At 72.6% G+C, this 16,060-nt stretch carries 14 protein-coding genes and 1 pseudogene; 7 read left to right on the forward strand and 8 right to left on the reverse strand.

What is annotated here, in order from left to right; translation table 11 throughout:
• Nucleotides 1-27 precede the first annotated feature (27 nt).
• The 5 genes from ACN28F_RS13090 to ACN28F_RS13110 form a co-directional block, all read right to left on the reverse strand.
• On the reverse strand, nt 28-1,338 hold the full coding sequence (locus ACN28F_RS13090; RefSeq protein WP_289208235.1) for a TIGR02679 family protein: 1,311 nt from the start codon (nt 1,336-1,338) through the stop codon (nt 28-30).
• A complete protein-coding gene (locus ACN28F_RS13095) occupies nt 1,335-5,543 on the reverse strand; it encodes a TIGR02680 family protein (RefSeq protein WP_421357955.1) in 4,209 nt (1,402 codons plus the stop codon). Before ACN28F_RS13095 ends, ACN28F_RS13090 begins: the two co-directional genes overlap by 4 nt.
• 8 nt (nt 5,544-5,551) lie before the next feature.
• Nucleotides 5,552-6,784 (reverse strand): TIGR02678 family protein, encoded by a 1,233-nt coding sequence (locus ACN28F_RS13100; RefSeq protein WP_421357957.1) that lies wholly within the window; start codon nt 6,782-6,784, stop codon nt 5,552-5,554.
• Nucleotides 6,781-8,391: a TIGR02677 family protein gene (locus ACN28F_RS13105; RefSeq protein WP_281552865.1), complete on the reverse strand. Its 1,611-nt coding sequence runs from the start codon at nt 8,389-8,391 to the stop codon at nt 6,781-6,783. The genes ACN28F_RS13100 and ACN28F_RS13105 overlap by 4 nt, the downstream gene beginning before the upstream one ends.
• Before the next feature lie 904 nt (nt 8,392-9,295).
• Nucleotides 9,296-10,066: an SDR family oxidoreductase gene (locus ACN28F_RS13110; RefSeq protein ID WP_421357959.1), complete on the reverse strand. Its 771-nt coding sequence runs from the start codon at nt 10,064-10,066 to the stop codon at nt 9,296-9,298.
• Between the two features lie 103 nt (nt 10,067-10,169).
• Here ACN28F_RS13110 and ACN28F_RS13115 point away from each other — a divergent pair, with 103 nt between their 5' ends.
• Nucleotides 10,170-11,009: a LysR family transcriptional regulator gene (locus tag ACN28F_RS13115; protein ID WP_281555813.1), complete on the forward strand. Its 840-nt coding sequence runs from the start codon at nt 10,170-10,172 to the stop codon at nt 11,007-11,009.
• On the opposite strand, the gene ACN28F_RS13120 is transcribed toward ACN28F_RS13115, so the two are convergent.
• Nucleotides 11,010-11,696 carry a CPBP family intramembrane glutamic endopeptidase gene (locus ACN28F_RS13120; RefSeq protein ID WP_421357961.1) on the reverse strand — a complete coding sequence of 229 codons (687 nt, stop codon included), beginning with the start codon at nt 11,694-11,696 and terminating at the stop codon, nt 11,010-11,012.
• 132 nt (nt 11,697-11,828) lie between these two features.
• Here ACN28F_RS13120 and ACN28F_RS13125 point away from each other — a divergent pair, with 132 nt between their 5' ends.
• The 4 genes from ACN28F_RS13125 to ACN28F_RS13140 all read left to right on the forward strand — a co-directional run bounded on the left by ACN28F_RS13125 (nt 11,829) and on the right by ACN28F_RS13140 (nt 13,516).
• Nucleotides 11,829-12,464 carry a DUF2975 domain-containing protein gene (locus ACN28F_RS13125; RefSeq protein ID WP_289208240.1) on the forward strand — a complete coding sequence of 212 codons (636 nt, stop codon included), beginning with the start codon at nt 11,829-11,831 and terminating at the stop codon, nt 12,462-12,464.
• Entirely contained in the window at nt 12,464-12,739 is a 276-nt protein-coding gene (locus ACN28F_RS13130) for a helix-turn-helix domain-containing protein (protein ID WP_289208241.1), read from the forward strand. Before ACN28F_RS13125 ends, ACN28F_RS13130 begins: the two co-directional genes overlap by 1 nt.
• A gap of 82 nt (nt 12,740-12,821) precedes the next feature.
• On the forward strand, nt 12,822-13,118 hold the full coding sequence (locus ACN28F_RS13135; RefSeq protein ID WP_289208242.1) for a type II toxin-antitoxin system Phd/YefM family antitoxin: 297 nt from the start codon (nt 12,822-12,824) through the stop codon (nt 13,116-13,118).
• Nucleotides 13,115-13,516, forward strand: a complete 402-nt coding sequence (locus ACN28F_RS13140; protein ID WP_289208243.1) for a type II toxin-antitoxin system VapC family toxin — start codon at nt 13,115-13,117, stop codon at nt 13,514-13,516. Before ACN28F_RS13135 ends, ACN28F_RS13140 begins: the two co-directional genes overlap by 4 nt.
• Nucleotides 13,517-13,526: 10 nt before the next feature.
• Here ACN28F_RS13140 and ACN28F_RS13145 read toward each other — a convergent pair whose 3' ends face one another.
• Nucleotides 13,527-14,105 (reverse strand): TetR/AcrR family transcriptional regulator, encoded by a 579-nt coding sequence (locus ACN28F_RS13145; protein ID WP_289208244.1) that lies wholly within the window; start codon nt 14,103-14,105, stop codon nt 13,527-13,529.
• 195 nt (nt 14,106-14,300) lie between these two features.
• Between ACN28F_RS13145 and ACN28F_RS13150 the strand changes: the two genes are divergently transcribed.
• On the forward strand, nt 14,301-15,065 hold the full coding sequence (locus ACN28F_RS13150; RefSeq protein WP_289208245.1) for a siderophore-interacting protein: 765 nt from the start codon (nt 14,301-14,303) through the stop codon (nt 15,063-15,065).
• A 224-nt stretch (nt 15,066-15,289) separates the two neighbouring features.
• Here the strand turns inward: ACN28F_RS13150 and ACN28F_RS13155 are convergent, their stop codons facing one another.
• Nucleotides 15,290-15,649, reverse strand: coding sequence for a hypothetical protein (locus ACN28F_RS13155; protein ID WP_421357965.1), 360 nt, complete (start codon nt 15,647-15,649; stop codon nt 15,290-15,292).
• Nucleotides 15,650-15,868: 219 nt separating this feature from the next.
• On the opposite strand from ACN28F_RS13155, the pseudogene ACN28F_RS13160 reads away from it, so the two are divergent.
• Nucleotides 15,869-16,051 (forward strand): annotated as a pseudogene (locus ACN28F_RS13160) (cell division protein DivIVA); the annotation flags it as partial.
• Between the last annotated feature and the right edge of the window lie 9 nt (nt 16,052-16,060).

A 16,060-nucleotide genomic window follows, 5' to 3' on the forward strand; every position in this document is an offset into this window, starting at 1 on the left:
GTCGACTATGGGCAGGATGATCACGCGCTACTGGGCACCGGACAGGTCGGCGAGGAGGGTGTCGAGGACCAGCTCCTCCTCGACCCGCGTACCGTGCCGGCTCATCGCAGCGGTCAGCTCCGCGTCCCAGCCGGCGTCGACCGGCCGGCCGGTCAGCGTCCCCGACACGGCGCCCACCACGGCCGCGCCCGCCACCGCCGCCCGGTACGCGGCGGCGTCGTAGCGCCACGGCTGCCACGGCACCCGGGAGCGCAACAGGTTGGCGATCCGTACCCCGCCCCAGTCAAAGTCGCCGTGGTAGCGCAACCGCGCGCCACCGGCCGTCAGGCCGGTCAGCAGCCGCAGCGCCGCCGTGCTCGGCTGGCCGTTGACGCAGACCAGCGGCGGACACTCCGGACCGAGCAGATCGGCCGCCGCGGCCAGCACCGTCGGGTTCTCGCAGACGTGGACGGTGCCGGCCGGGAAAGTCGACCGCTCCCGGCCGAGTTGGCGCAGGGTCAGCACTAGCGGCTCACCGGCCGTCGCGGCGGGCGCCGTCAGGGCGGACAGCCGGCTGCCCGGACTCGCCACGACGTTGAGCGTCAGTACGGTCGACGATAGTTCGTCGACAAGGACACCGGCGCTGTCCCACAGCGCCCGCCGCCGCTGCGCCGGGGACGTCGGTTCGTCGTCCCCGGGCCACCAGACGGCCCGCACCGCCGACAGTACGAGGGTGGCCAGTGGACGGTCGGCGTCGAGGGCGTGCGCGTCGCCGGTGGTCTGCGCGGCGAGCCGGGCCAACGGAGCACCGTCGGCAGGCAACGCCGCCAGCACCGCGACCAGGTGTTCGACGAGCCGGGCCGCCGCGTCCGGCGTACCGGACAGTCGGCGGGCCAGCGCGACCGTGGTGCGGTCGCCGCACCAGTCGGCCAGGTGCGGCGCGCGGCGGCCGAGCCGGTCCAACGGCTCCAGCACGGTACGCCATGCGGCGTCGGCGGCGGCGCGGACCTCGGCGGTCACCGGCACCGGCCCGAGGAGGGTCTCGACGGCGGCGGCCAGCCCGTCCGGGTGCAGGCCGCTGCGGCGGACCACCTGGTCGAGGTCGTCGAGGTTGACCGTCAGCGAGGTGCCCCGGGCGGGTGGCCGCCCAAGCAGCCGTTGCACCGCCAGCCGCTCGGCCGGTGTCGGCTGGCTCAGCGAGATCGTGCCGGTCAGCGGCCGGCCGTGGGCCATCCGCTGGCGGACCCGCTGCACGACCCGTTCGGTGTCGGCCCCGCCGAGCTGCCGGCGCAGCCGATCGAGATCCGGCCCAACCACATCGAGATCCGGCCCGACCACATCGCCGTCCGGTGCGGTCACTCGGCGGACCACAGAGCGGGCTGCTCCGAGCCGTCAGGTCCGGTCGGGTCCGGTCGGGTCGGGTCGGGTTCGCCGTCCGGGCGGGTCGGTCGCTGCTGCGGTACCGCCAGCTCGACCCGAGGCATCCGGTGCCGTTCCCGCCCGTCCCACCGCCACGGGGTGACCAGGACGGCGTCGATGCCGTCGTGCCGGGCCAGCTGCGCGATGCCCAGTCCGGGCACCTGCGGATAGCAGCCCCACTCCCGTTCGCTGGTCATCACCACGTCCAGGTCGAAGGTGGCGAGCAGCCCGAGGCACTTGGCCCGGGAGTCGTCGTCGACCCCGGCGAACGCCTCGTCGAGGGCGATCAGCCGCGGCGCGTGCGCATTGCCCGCCGACCCGTAGTACGAGGACGCGGCGGCGAACAGTGGGATGCTGGCGGCCAGCACCCGTTCACCACCGGAGGCCGGGCCGGTGGCCGGCCGCCACTGCCCGTCCTGGTGGCGTTGGATTGCGAACTCGTGCCAGGCCCGGTAGTCCAACGCCCGGGTGAGCTGCTCGTGCCAGGTCGCCGCCTCGTCGCGCAGCCGTTCCCGGCTGATCTGTTCCTGCAGGAACGCGCCGATCGCTCGACGGTCGGCGTCGTTCCAGACGTCGGTGCTCTGCCGCAGCTGCCGGGCGCGCAGCTCGGCCAGGCCGGGCGGGGCGTCGCGGGTGGGCCGCCACAGCAGCCGCAGCCGCATGCCGGTGGAGGTGGGCCGCTCCTCCAGCTCGCCGTTCATCGTCGCAACCTGCTGCTCGGCGCCGGCGACCAGCTCCTGCAACGCTCCGGCGACCTCGTTGACCAGGTGGGTCTCCAGCACCTCCCGCTCGTGGGCGGAGAGCACCCGCTGCCGTTCGTCGATCTCGGTGACCAGGGCGGCGGACAGGTCCGCGACGGAGCGGCCGTGCCCCTGGAACACCACCTCCACGATCATGGTGTCCTCGCGGACGGCGGGCAGCACCTGGTGTCCGTGCCGGGACAGGCTGTCGGTGAGCACCTTCATGTCCAGGCTGACCTGGTGCTGGATCCGTTCCCAGGGGCGGTCACCGTCGTCGACGTCGGCGAGCAGCCGGTCGACGCCGCGCGCCACGGCCACCGCCGGGGTCGTCGCCCACGGCTGTCGGGTGTCCGGTAGTTCCTGCTCGGGGCAGGCCAGGGCGATCAGGCCGGTGTCGGCGAAGGCCCGCAGCACTTCGACGGCGGCGTCCCGGGTGGCGGTGGCCCCGTCGAGTTCCTCGGTCAGCCGGTCCCGTCGCCCGTCGGCGTCGCCCCGGGCACCCCAGGCGTCGCGTTCGCGCTGCCGGGTCTCCCGGCTTTCCCGCTGGCACTCCTGCTCGGCGTCGGCCACCTCGCGGAGCTGGCGTTCCAGGTCGGCGACGGTCGCGCCGGCGGTCGCGTCCAACGTCTCGAACTCCACCCGGGCCAGCCGGGCCGCCTCGGCCGCCTCGGCCGCCTCGATCGCGGCCGGTTCGAGCTTCTCCTGCTTCTCCTCGTAGGTGCGGGACGCCTCAGCGCGGCGGCGCGTCGCATCGCGTACCCCGGTCAGGGTGGGCCACCAGGCGGCCAACGTCACCTGGTAGTCCTGCAGCCCGTCGCGAACCTCCGCCAGCCCGTCGGCGTCGTGTGGCAGACCCACGTCGTCGGCGAACTCGGTCGCCTCGGCCAGCGCCGTCTGCGCCGCCGAGACCGCCGTACGGTGCCTCGCCGCCGCCTCGTCACGTCGGCAGGCGGTGTCCCGGCGCAACTGGTGGGCGCCACGGACCAGGGTGTGCGCCTCGCGTAGTGGCTGGTCGGAGGGGAGACTCTCGGTCTCGTGGCCGACCGCCCGCCGACGTTCGTCCAGTCTGGTGCGTTGCTCGGCGAGGTCGGCCGACACGGCGGCGAGTTCGTCGGACTCGGCGCGCAGCGCAGCGATCCGGGCCCGGCGGGCCGCTTCCCGGGCGCCGTCGCCGATGTGCTCCGCGTCCGGTTTGGTCCACCGCCCGGTGACGACGCCGATGCCGAAGCCGCCGTCGGTGTCGGCCCAGGTCGCCGCACCGGACTCCGCGCCGAGGCCGATCGCGGCGAGGACGGCGGCGACGGTCGGCCCGGTCAGCGCGGCGGCGTGCGGGTCGGCGTCGTCGATGGCCGGACGCAGCAGCGTCCCGAGGTTCGTCGCCACCTCGTCGGTTGGTCGCAGCAGCGCGTCGCCGCTGTCCGGGTCGCGGACCGTGCCGTCCGGGTCGATCCACGCGTCGAGCACCCCGGCGGCTTCCAGCGCCGCCTCGATGCCGGCACGCACCTGCGGCGGCACGCCTTCAACGAAGTCGACGACCCGCCACAGTGGTGCGCCGGGCCGGTCGGGGCGCAGCTGCGGGGACCGGGTGTGCGGTGCCGGTGGCGGCTGGTGCGCCCCGTCGGTCAGCCGACGCAGCTCGGCGTCGATCTCCCCGACCCGGTCGGCGACCCGCCGTTGCTCGGCCTCCACCGCCGCGTCGGCGCGGGCGATCGCCTCGGCGGCTGCCCGGCTGGCGGCGGTCACCTCCCGGGCGGCCGGGTTGTCCCCGTCGAGGGTGCTCACCCAGGAGTCGAGCCGGCCGAGCACCGCCTCCGGGTCGGCGATAGACAGCTCGACCAGCCCGGTCAGGTACTCGCCGGTGCGCCGTACCAGGGTTTCGCCCTGTTCGGCGGCGGCGGTCTCGGCGTCGGTGACCGCCTCGTCGGCCGCCGCCACCTCGGCGTCCAGCCGGTCGACCTCCTCCCGGGCGCGGTCTGCGAGGGTTCGGGCCGACTCGGCGGCCGCGCGGAGCCGATCGAGGGTACGCAGCGCGGCCCGCCGATCCTGGACCAGCTGGCCGGCGGCCCGGCGCGCCTCGTCGAGCCCATGGGCGGAGTCGTCCGGCAGGGCGGCGAGGACCCGGTCACGGTGCCGGTCGGCGATCCGCGCCGCCGCCGCACCGCCGGCCACCCGGGTACGGGCCGCAGCCTCGTCCCGCTGGGCCGACTGAAGCTCCTGCGCCGTCTGCTCGGCGGTTCGCCGGGTCCGGGCCGCCTCCGCCTCGACGTCACGCAGGCGTTTGGCCTGCTGGTCGGCGAACGTCGCCCGCTGATCGGCCGCCTCCCGCAGCCGACGCAGATGCTCGGCGGTACGCGCCTCGGGGCTTTCCGCCAGCGCCCGTCGGCGCGCCTGCAGCTCGGTGGCGCGCGCGTCCAGCTCGGCCAGTCTGACCTCGGCCTGACGTACCGCCCGGTCGGCCTGCTCGTGCGCCCGCTGCGCGTCGCCCAGCTCGCGGCCCAGTTGCTCGTACCGGCTGTGCTGCTGCCGCAGCACCGCGGCCTTGCGTTTCGTCGCGATCCGCGCGTACTGCCGATAGCGGGTGAGGAAGTCGTCGGCGGCCTTCTTCGTCTCGCGCAGCTCGGTCAGCGTCTCCCGCTCGTCGTCGAGACCCCGGAACGCCTCGGCGACCTGGGCGATCAGGTTCTCGTCCAGCGGCGGTAGCGCGTCGCCGAGCGCCCGGGACAGGGTCTTCTCGTCCGGACGCTTGGACAGCTGCGGCTGCCGCAGCTTGATCAGCAGGGACACCAGCGCGTCGTACCGGTCGCCCAGGCCGAACAGTGCCTCGTCGACCGCCCGCCGGTAGTCGACGGCCCGGTCGTAGAGCATCCCCACCGGGCCGATCGCGTCCCGCAGCCGGTCCCGGGTCGCCGCCGTACCGGTGGGGGTGAGCAGCTGCAGATCGGCGCCGACCCGTTGGCTGGTGACGAAGTACCAGTGCCGGGCGATTCCGCGCCCGGCCACCGCCTTCAGTCCGCAGCCGATGGTCAGGTACCGGGCGGTGCCGTCGGCGTCGCGGCGGCCGAACTCCAGCCAGGTGTAGCCGGTCCGCTCCGGGTGCGGGTGCCGTCCACCGAGCAACAGGTTCCACTCCATCCGCTTGTGCGGATCCCCGTCGGGCTCCACTCGGTACGGTGTCAGCTCACCGTCCAGCAGGAACGGTACGGTCAACGCGAGGACCTTCGACTTGCCGGTGCCGTTGTTGCCCCGCAGCAGCAGACTGCCGCCGTGGAAGTGGAACTCCTCCTGGTCGTAGTAGAAGATGTCCACCAGCCCGGCCCGCAGTGGCTGCCACCGTTCCCGGTCCGGCACCGGCAGCTCCCGGTCCAGCATGGACGTCGGTGCGGCGGTGGTGGCTGCGGCGGTCACGGTGACGGTTACCTCCTCAGGGCGGCGGGACGGCTCTGGCGGATCGTCGGCTCCGCCAGGGCGTAACGGGCGATCGCCGGGCGGGCGACGACCAGCGGGTCCTCGGCCGGTTCGACCGTGATCAGTTTCAGGGCACGCAGCGCGTCCAACGCGGTGGCGACCAGTTCGACCTCGGCGCCCGGATCGGTGGCGTGTTTGCGCCAGTACGACCGGTGCGCACGGGCCAGCTCGCGGGTGTGCCGGTGCAGCTCGCTGACCCGCAGGCCGCCTGTGCCCGCCGCGCCGGCACCGGCCGCCGCGATCCGCTCCGCCAGCAGCAGCGTCAGGTGGCTCTGCATCCCCTCGGCCGGCATCCGGACGTCGGTCAGCTCGTCGGCCGGGTCCACCATCGCGACCCCTTCGGCCCGTACCTCGCCAACCAATCCGGTCAGTTGGGTGATCCGGTTCAGGATGGCGTACCGCTGGCTGGTCAGATAGGCCAGCTCGGCCTCGGTCAGCTCGTCGTAGTAGACGACCGGCTGTTCGAGCAGCAGCCGGGTGAGCCGGTGCCGCAGCGCCCGGTTGCGGGCATCCTCGACATCGGGCACCACCTCGACGGTCAGCGCCGCCAGCCGGCCGTCCGGTGCCACCTCACCGATCATCGACGGGCCGCGGCTGCTGGCCAGCAGGCCGGCGATCACCCGCCGGTCAACGTCGTAGAGCACGTCACCACTGGTGCCGAGGTACGCGTCCTCGTGGCCGGCCACCCGGCGCAGCACCCCCCAGTGCAGCAGCAGCCGGACCACCGCCACCATGTCGGCCCGCCGCTCCCGCCGGTCCAGGGCGAACGTGAACCCCGTGGCGGCCAGCGCCGGATCGGCGGCGGCAAGCACCACGTCCTCGGCCAGCCGGCCCAGGGTGATCTGCCCGTCGGCGCGTTCCAGCGCGGCCAGGGCGAGGCAGGTCAACACGTACCGTTGCCGGGAGAACGGGGTCCTGGCCTTCGGATCCCGGGCCGGGTGGGTCTGGTCCTGTGGGTCGGCGGTCAGCTTCATCAGCCGGATCGTCTGGGCGTCGGCGACCAGCCGCCACCCGGTCTCCCGGTCGAACCACTCGCGCAGCTCTACGGCGTACGTGCGGACCAGCCGGAACTCGGCGTCCGGGGTCAGCCCGGCGACCAGCAGCGGGCGGGCGAGCAGCAGCCGGGCGGCCCGCTGCAGCCGGCCCGAGGAGTCGCCCTCGGCCGGGCCGCGCGCCCTCACCCGGCCGCCCCGACCGCCGCGAGGTCGGCTCCGGCAGAGAGCGGGCCGGCAGAGACCAGGTCGGCTCCGGTCGGAGCCAGGTCGGTTATGTCGACCAGATGCTCCGGCCCGGTGAGCACCCCGTCGGCGGTGACGATCCGCACCGGCGGCGCCCCGTCGACGCGGACCAGACGTACCCGTAGCGTGCCGTCGGAGGTGGTGGTGGTCACCTCCGTGGCGTCCGGCCGCCGGGCCGCCAGCGCGTCGCCCAGCAGATGGAGAAAGAGCCGGAACTCGGCGGTGTCCAGTTCACCGAGGCGCGACAGTGGGACGGGCCCGTCAGTGGCCAACGCCGCTCGGGCGCGGGCCGTCTGGGTCGTCTCCCGCTCGGCACGTTCGGCCAACTGCCGCCGCTGCGCGGATCGGTCCAGCACCCGGCTCGGCGAGCCACGCCGCTCGTACGATCCGGTTTTGCGCAGTCGAGGGCTGATCTCCAGCCGGGGTGCCTGGGCCCACGACGTCGATGCCGGCACCGGTCGCTGCTCGACCGCGGCCAGGGTCTCGGTCGTCACGGTCAGGTGCCGCACCGGCGACAGGCCGAACGCGGTGTGCCACAGCCGGTGCGCGGCCTCGTCGTCGGAGGCCTGCGCGAACCACAATGCGAGCGACCGGAAGTCGGCCGACCGGTCCGACCGGCCGGCCCGACGTTCGTTGATCGACGCCACCGCGCCGAGCAGCTGCCGGATCGCGCCGATGGCGGCGGTACGCAGCAGCCGTGCCTGGGACTGCCGGCTGGCGTCGCCGCTGACGAACCAGTCCCGCAGCCCGTCCCAGCGTTGCTGCCAGACCACCCGCGCCTGGTGCAGTGCCCGGTCGTCGGCGTCCTCGCCGGGTGCGGCGTCGACGGCCTCCCGGCGGGCCACTATCTCCAGCAGCGGGCGTACCCCGGTCGCCTCGATCCGGTGGGCCAGGTTGGCGATCTCCGCGCCCCGGTTGGCGAGATCGGCGATGAACCGTTCGAGGTACGCGATCAGCTGTTCCTTGTACGCGAGGAAGGCCGCCACGTCGGCGTCGGCGAAGTCGACGGCCCGCCGCAGCGACGCCATGAACGCCTGCGCGTTGTCGGCCAGCCCGGTGAACCGGTCGACCAGGCTCAGCATCAGCAGGTGGGTCTTCGCCGGGTCGGGCGCGGACCCGGCGGCGGCCTCGGTGGCGATGCCCAGCAGGGCGCGCAGCTGGTCGGCGATGTCGGACAGCGCCACCGACTGCAGGGCGCCGCGTCGGCCGATCGCCTCCTCGTACGTGGCGATGGCCTGCTCGGCGGCGTGGCCGTGCGCGCTCAACTGGTAGAGGTAGCGGGCGCGGTGGAAGTCTTCCACGGTGGTGACCCGTCCGGTGTCCGGGTCGGCCCGCAGGTTGCCCCACTCGGCGAGCTGGGCCAGCGCCGCCGCGACGGCCTCCAGCGACACCCCGGGGCCGATCTCGGCCAGGACGTCCTCCGGCCGCAGATGCACGGTGAACCGACGTTTCGCGCGGATGAAGGCGTCCAGCACGTCCCGGTACAGGGTGACATTCTGCGCCTGCAGGTGCGCGAACGGCTGAGCGGCCGGTGCGGTACCGGTGGACATCCCGCCATCATCGCAGACCCGGATCGGACCACGACGCACACAGCGGGCTCGTGGTTGCCGCGCCGGATGCTGCAGCGCGGGACGCGCTCGCCGGCCCGGTGGTGGAGGTGAACCAGGTGACCAGCCCTTGACGAGGGCTGCCGGAGCATCCTGGCGCTGCCCGATCGCGGCCTTCGGCTACCGAGACACCTGCGGCACCAGGTCAAGCAGCACGAACCGAACTGCCTCACCCCACGGCAGCGGGCCGACGGCTACCTGCTCACCTGCGTGGACCGGCCGATGTCGAAGGTCACCCTGAACATCGCGGGCCTGTGACCGGGCGACCCGACCGACCGGTCTGATGTCGCTGGTCGACTGTGCGGTCAGCTACGACGCCCTCCATGCCGGGCACAGCACGGACGGTCGGACGCAGGCCAACCCGATGGTCGAGTGCCCGACCGTACGGGACCGGCTGCCGGCCGTACCGGCGCAGGCAGCGGCCGAGGTCGACCAGAATCTGAGCCTCCGGCAGATCGCCGAGGCCAACGAACGGTTGTTGACCACAGCCGGCGAGGGCGGCCCGAACTTCGCCCAGAACGCGATCGTGGGGCCGCTGCGGGACAAGCGGCGGGCCGCCCTCGAACGGATCGAGATCGCGATCGGCCGGCACGCGGCGCGGCCGACCGGGCTGACCCGGCTGGCGTCCTGCACCTTGCTCGGGCCGGGCAGCGGCGACAACAGCGGATCCGGTGACAACGGCACTGATGGGGGCGACCAACGGTGGGCCGGCGACGGAGCCGACGGCCCGGACGCTGAACTGTCGGCGCTGCCCGTCCCCGCCGCCCGCCGCGCCGGTCCCCCTCTGGTGACCGGGCTGGTCCAGCCCGGTCACCAGCAAGGCGGAGTCACCGACAGGGCCGGGAGATCACCAGGGGATGCTGCCGTCGTCGTTGACGAACGTGCCGGTCGGGCCGCCGTCGGGCAGGGTGGCCAGCCGGATCGGGGTGGCAGCGGCCTCCTGGACCGGACGCCCGACACCGCCGGTGAAGTCGGTGGCGACCAGCCCCGGACAGGCCGTGTTGATCAGGATGTCGGTGCCGGCGAGTTGCCGCACGTAGTGCACGGTGACCGCGTTGAGGTACGTCTTCGTCGGCGAGTAGGCCGCCATGATCGGGCCGACGTTGATCTCCGGGTCCGACTGCCAGGTCAGTGAGCCGACGCTGCTGGAGATGTTGACGATGCGCGGCGACGGCGACCGGCGCAGCAGCGGCAGCATCGCGTTGGTCACGCGGATCACGCCGTACACGTTGGTGTCGACGACCTGGCGGACCGCGTCGAGGTCGAGCGTGGTCGGGTCCTGCTCCCACCCCGGCCCGGTCTCGCCGGCGATGCCGGCGTTGTTGACCAGGACGTCAAGTCCTCCAGCGGTGCGTTCGATCAGCTGCGCGGCCTCGGTGACGCTGCGGTCGTCGGTGACGTCCAGCGGTACGGCGAACGCGTCGACGCCGGCGGCGTACAGCGTCTTGACGGCCGCTTCGCCGCAGGCGGCGTCGCGCGCTCCCACCGCCACCCGGTAGCCCTTCGCGCCGAGCCCGGCGGCGATCTCGTAGCCGAGTCCCTTGTTCGCGCCGGTGACCAGCGCGGTCTTCGTTCCGGTCGTGGCCTTCGTTCCGGTCGTGGCCTTCGTTTCGGTCATGACGCCGATGGTGGCGCGGCGGTAGCCGCCGTCGTTACACCAGTTGAGTTCCGCTGTCATACCCGGCGGGTATCACCGACGTATCGTTGTCGGCGTGGAGACGCTGGAGACCCGTGAGCTGCGGTACTTCGTCACGGTCGCCGAGGAGCTGCACTTCAGCCGGGCGGCCGAACGGCTCGGCATCGCCCAGCCGCCGCTGTCCCGGGCGATCGCCCGGCTCGAACGCCGCCTCGGCGTCACCCTGCTCGACCGCGACCGCCGAAGAGTGGCACTCACCGACGCAGGTCAGGTGCTGCTCGACGAGGCCCGCGTCATCCTGGCCGCCACCGCGGCGGCGGCCCGGCGTACCCGCCGCGCCGCCGCCGGCGCGAACCGGCTGACCCTGGTCACCAAGGCCGGCGCGGGCCACGAACTGCTGCAGAAGCTGCTCGACGCGCACGCCGTCGAGCCGGACGCGGCCGAGATCGACGTGCTGCTGTGCGGCATGGGCGACCAGGCGCGGATGCTGCGCGACGGCCGCGCCGACGCCGCCCTGATGCAGCGGCCGTTCGACTCGCTCACCGGCTTCGACACTGAGGATCTGCTGACCGAGCAGCAGGTCGCGATCCTCCCGGCCGGGCATCCGCTCGCCACCCGTACGTCGTTGACCATGGCCGGCATCGGCGACGTGCCGGGGCTGCCGGTCGCCCGCTGGCCGCGCCCGGACGGTACGTACGAACCCGGACCCGGGCCGGAGATCCACGACCAGTCGCAGCTGGCCCAGCTGATCGCCCTCGGGCACACCATGGCCGTGCTGTGCGCCTCGTCCCGGTCGTGGCTGTGGAGCGCGCACACGGCAGTGCCGCTGACCGACGCGCCGCACGTCACCACCGTGCTCGCCTGGCTGCCGGACAACCGCTCCCGTGCCGTCGCCGGGCTCGTCCGGACCGCCACCCAGCTGTGATCAGCCGTAGCTGAGCAGGACCGTGCCGAGCGCGGCGGCGTTCCACAGCGCGTGGGCCACCATGGGCGCGGTCAGCCGGCGGGTGGCCAGGAACAGCCCGGTGTAGACCAGACCGGCGACGGTGATGGACAGCCCGTCCAGCGCGCTGGCCGGCAGGTGCAGCACGCCGAACAGGACCACCGAGACGACCGCCGCCACCCACAGCGCCACCCGGGGGCGGGCGGACCGCTGCGGGATCGCCCCGAGCAGGAACCCGCGGAAGTACAGCTCCTCGGCGATGCCGCCGCCGACGATCCCCAGGAAGATGGTGGCGGCCAACGCGGCCGGCCCGGCGGCGGACATGCGCAGGATCTCCTGGACCTCCGGGTTGGCTTCGCCGCCGGCCGCCGGCATCAGCACCCCGAACTCCAGTAGCAGGCGGGGTGGAACGGTGGCCACCGCGATCAGCATGTCCCGCCGCCAGTGCCGCGAGGTCAGGCCGAGACTTCGGCGGGGCAGCCCGTGGCGGCGTAACCACCAGGCGATGAGGGCGGCGGCCGACACCAGTTCGGCGACGGCGACCGCGACCAGCACCGCCGGCACCCCGTCCGCCGCGAGCACACCCATGGCCAGCGGTGGTCCGACGAAGCAGATGATCGCGCCGACGAGGAACACCCCGGCGGTACGGACGGGAACGGGGATGGTCACGGGCTGGTCCAGCCTTCCGGTCTGCGGCTCGGGTCGTTTCGACACACCGGCGGCGGGTGTGCCACCGGTGTGCATATCGAATTTCGATATACTAGACGGGCACCATATCGAATGTCGATAGGGAGGTCGGCCGTGCGGCACGACATCGAACAGGGGACCCGTCCCCGAACCGGTCCAGCGGGGCAGCGGGCCTTCGAGGCGGTCACGGCAGGGGCCGTGGCGCTCGGCACCCTGCTGGCCGTCGGCTCGGCGATCGGCGTACTGGTCGCCGACAACCTGGTCGTACCCGTGACGGTGGACCCGACCACGGATCTCGGGCCGCTGGCCACCGCCGGCCGCTTCGCGCTCGCGCCCCAGGGCGCCGCCGTCCTGACCGTGACCGAGCCGACCGCTGCCGACCGACTCTGGATCTTCGGGCCGGCTTTGCTGCTCGCGGCGGTCATCGCGACGTCCGGCGGACTGCTGTGGCGGGTGGTGCGGTCGCTGCGGAGCGCCGACCCGTTCCACCCGCGCAACGCCCGTCGGGTGGGCGCGGCGGCCGCCGTGCTCCTGCTCGGCGGATCACTGGCCGCCGCGCTGCAGGCCGCCGGTCACCTCGCACTCGTCAGCGCCGCCCGGCACGCCTGGCAGCCGGACCAGGCCTTCACACTGCAGGCCGTCATCGACCCACCGGCGGCCGTCCTGCTGTTCGGGCTCGGCCTCGGCGCGGCGGCCGAGTTCCTGCGCCGGGGCGCGGCGATGCGCGCCGACCTCGACGGACTGGTCTGATGGCCCCGACCGACAGCGAGCAGCCCGCCGGACACCGGGTGGTCTGCCACCTCGACCGGCTGCTCGCCGACCGCCGGATGACCCTCGCCGAACTCGCCGAACGGGCCGGAGTCACCGTCGTGAACCTGTCGGTGTTGAAGAACGACCGGGCCAGAGCGGTCCGGTTCTCCACCCTCACTGCCATCTGCGACGTGCTCCGCTGCCAGCCAGGTGACCTGTTCAGCGTGGCCCCCGCCGGGCCGACGGAAGCGCCCGACCCACCCGCTCACCCCTAGGTCCCCTCGACAAGGTCAGGTCCGACACCCACCTGACCCGTTCGGCGTTCATGTTTACACAAAATTGTGATACATTTCGGTCATGACGACTCCCGGTGAGCACTCGGTCGGCCTTCGGGAGCTGCGCCACAACACCAGCGAGGTGCTGGCGCGGGTGCGACACGGCGAAACGATCGATGTGACAGAGTACGGAAAACTGGTGGCGCGGATCGTGCCAGTTGGCGAGCGCGAGCCGACGCCGGTGCTGGACCGCTTGGTCGAGGCAGGCCGGGCACGTCTGGCGGTACGGCCGGGATTCCGCCCCCGGATGCGGGCCGGGGACGGCACCGACCGACTCGCGGACACCCTCGGGGCGCTACGCGACGAGGAACCTTGGTGAGTCTCTACTACATCGACACATCCGCCGCGCTCAAGCTGCTGGCAGAGGAGAGCCACTCTCGCGCGTTTGCCGCTTTCTACGACGACAACCCGGGCGCGGCGTGGGTCAGTTCGACGTTGCTGCGGATCGAGGTGATCCGCGCCGTCGGCCGGGTCATGCCGGCAGCCCTGCCGGATGCGAGGGCACTCCTACTGGCCTTCGACTACGTGAACATCGACGACGAGGTCGTGGACGCGGCGATGGACGAACCAGACCGGATGCTGCGGTCACTGGACGCGATTCACCTGGCCACCGCGCGCGTGCTCGGGACGGACCTGGACGGCCTTGCCACCTATGACGACCGACTGGCGGCTGCGGCGAAGGACGCGGGAATCCCGGTCGTCGACCCGCGAGACTGACCAATCACGATCACCTGTCCCGGTCGCCGCGTAGGTACCGGGTCACCATGTCGACCAGTTCGTTCTCCAGCGTCTCGACCGGGATGCCCCGTGGATCGGCCATCAGCTTGTGCGTGTTCACCTCCACGGTGAAGAGGATCAGCTCGGCCGCGGTGCCGACGTCGCGGACGTCGACGTCCGGATGCCGGGTGAGCAGGTCCCGCAGCTGACCGACCCGGATCTCGCCGTGCCGGTTGACCGTGTCGAGCAGTTCCGGCGAGAACGGCGCCTCCTCGATCATTATGCGGAGCAGCTGCGGGTCGTCGCGGTGGTTGTCGATGGCGTCACGGACGATCGCCCGGACCATCGCCTTGAGGCTGCCGGCGGACATGTCGAGCTGATCGGCCTGCTGCCAGGCGCCCCGATCGATGTGACGGACCAGCAGCTCGGCGAGGATGGCGTCCTTGTTCGGGAAGTACTGGTACAGCGAGCCGATGGAGATGCGGGCGCGCTCGGCGATGCGGTTGGTGGTCCCGGCGGCGTAGCCGTACTCGGTGAAAACGTGAGCAGCGGCGGTGAGGACGCGCTCCCGGGTCAGCTCGGCCCGCACCTGACGGGGCCTGCGACGTGGCGCAAGACGATCGTCGCCCGACGGCATCCGGGCCCTCCTCGACGGCAGCAAAAGCGAGTAGCCAAAAAGCTGAGCTATTACTCAGAATATAACGGTGATCTGCGAAAACAAGGGCGACCTTCGGCCTGGTGGTGGATCGTGATTCCCAGGGTGCAACTGCCCGGGTCACGGACGATGATCACGCTGGAGGTGCGCCGCCGCGAGTTCCCCACCCCGGGCTTCGCGAGCGTCACCCTGGGTGGCCCCGCCATCAGGGACCTCGTCGTCGCCGGCAACGACCAGGCAGTCCGGCTGTTCTTCCCCCGCGACGGACAGACCCGGCTACGGATGCCCACCGTCTCGAACGACGCCTGGATCGCCCAGCTGCTGATGTGGCCGAAGTCGACCCGGCCATGGGTCCGCAACCTGACGGTCCGGCGGGCCCGAACCGGCGACGACGAGATCGACATCGAGTTCGCACTGCACGGCGACTCACCCATGTCGTCCTGGGCACGCACCGCCGAGCCGGGCACCCCCGCCGGGATCTTCGACATCGGCACCATGTACCGGCTGCCGGAGCAGGTGGACCGGCAACTGCTGGTCGGCGACGAGAGCGCACTGCCCGCCGTACTGTCGATTCTCGACGGCACGCCGCCGACGCTGGCCACGGAGGTCTACCTGGAGGTCCCGACCGGGGCTGACATCCGGCCGGTCGAGACACCCGCCGGCGTACGCGTCCACTGGTTCAGTCGCGACGGCGCGGATCTACGACCCGGCGCTCTGCTGGTGGCTGCGCTACGCGAGGCGGCCCTGCCGACGGCCCGCTTCTACACCTGGGTCGCGGGCGAGTCCTGGTTGGCCACCACGGTCCGGCGACACCTGGTCAACGACAGAGGAGTCGCCAAGCGGGACATCTCGTTCTTCGGCTACTGGCGTCTCGGCCGGGCCGCACCCGGCTGAATTCGCCGCAGAGAGGAATCCCTTGTGCGACAGGTAGACCAGGTAGACCAGGTAGACCAGGTAGACCAGGTAGACCAGGTAGCCACCCCGCGCCGACTCACGACGGCGGAGCAGCTAGCGGCCATCATCGGCCGGCCAGCACCGATGGTCATGCTCAAGCAGATCAGCGCCCTCGACGAGGGCTGCCGCCGCATCCTGAACCGAAGTCCGATCGCCGCCTTCGGCTACCGGGACACCGACGGCCCAGCACGACGACCTTCATCGGCGGTACGCCCGGATTCACCCACGTCCACTCCCCCCACCCGGATCTCGTTCGCCGTAGCGGAGCCGGGCGACCCGTACGGCCCGGTCTCGTCAGCCGGACCGAGCAGGACGTCATCTTCGCCGACGAGCTGCGCCGACTGGAACGCGACCACCCCGACCGGCTGTCGGTCACCCGCGTCCTGACCAGCCGGGACCGGCGACTCGACGCCGACGGCGTACGCCGGTGGATCGTCGACCTGGCAGTGGACCCGGACACCCGCCGTCGACCATTGACTCCGCTTGTCACTGTCGAGCGGAACGGTTCGGCTCCCGTGTCCCACGTCGAGGAGTGAGTCATGCGCGGTTCGGCGGCGGCAGCCGGGATGGTCGTCGGGTTCGGTGTCGGCGTCGTCACCGGTCCGTTCCTCGGCGACGCCGCGCTCTGGGCCGGGGCGGTGATCGCCGCGCTCGGTGTCGCACTCTGCCTGGCGGGCACGACCGACGGCCCCTCGCTGACCGGTACGGGCCTGTCCCCCCTCGGCGATGGCGGGCAGCAGTCGTCTCTCGGCGGCCTCGGCACCCGGGTGGAACAGATCCTGCGACTCGCCGAGGAGCAGGCCGACGATCATCGGCGCGAGGCGAAGCGCGAATCCGAGGCGATCCTGTCCGCCGCCCGGCAGGAGGCTGCCGCGATCCTGCACCGGGCGCACGAGGAGGCGACCGGGATCACCGGTCAGCGGGAAGAATCCGGT

Source organism: Solwaraspora sp. WMMA2101 (genome assembly GCF_049179175.1).
In the GTDB taxonomy this organism is placed as follows: Bacteria; Actinomycetota; Actinomycetes; order Mycobacteriales; family Micromonosporaceae; genus Micromonospora_E.

What these genes read in the sequence shown, in the direction of transcription:
- ACN28F_RS13105 (WP_281552865.1), bottom strand. Translation starts at nt 8,391, where the DNA reads ATGTCCACCGGTACCGCACCGGCCGCTCAGCCGTTCGCGCACCTGCAG.
- ACN28F_RS13135 (WP_289208242.1), top strand. Translation starts at nt 12,822, where the DNA reads ATGACGACTCCCGGTGAGCACTCGGTCGGCCTTCGGGAGCTGCGCCAC.
- ACN28F_RS13130 (WP_289208241.1), top strand. Translation starts at nt 12,464, where the DNA reads ATGGCCCCGACCGACAGCGAGCAGCCCGCCGGACACCGGGTGGTCTGC.
- ACN28F_RS13150 (WP_289208245.1), top strand. Translation starts at nt 14,301, where the DNA reads ATGATCACGCTGGAGGTGCGCCGCCGCGAGTTCCCCACCCCGGGCTTC.
- ACN28F_RS13110 (WP_421357959.1), bottom strand. Translation starts at nt 10,066, where the DNA reads ATGACCGAAACGAAGGCCACGACCGGAACGAAGGCCACGACCGGAACG.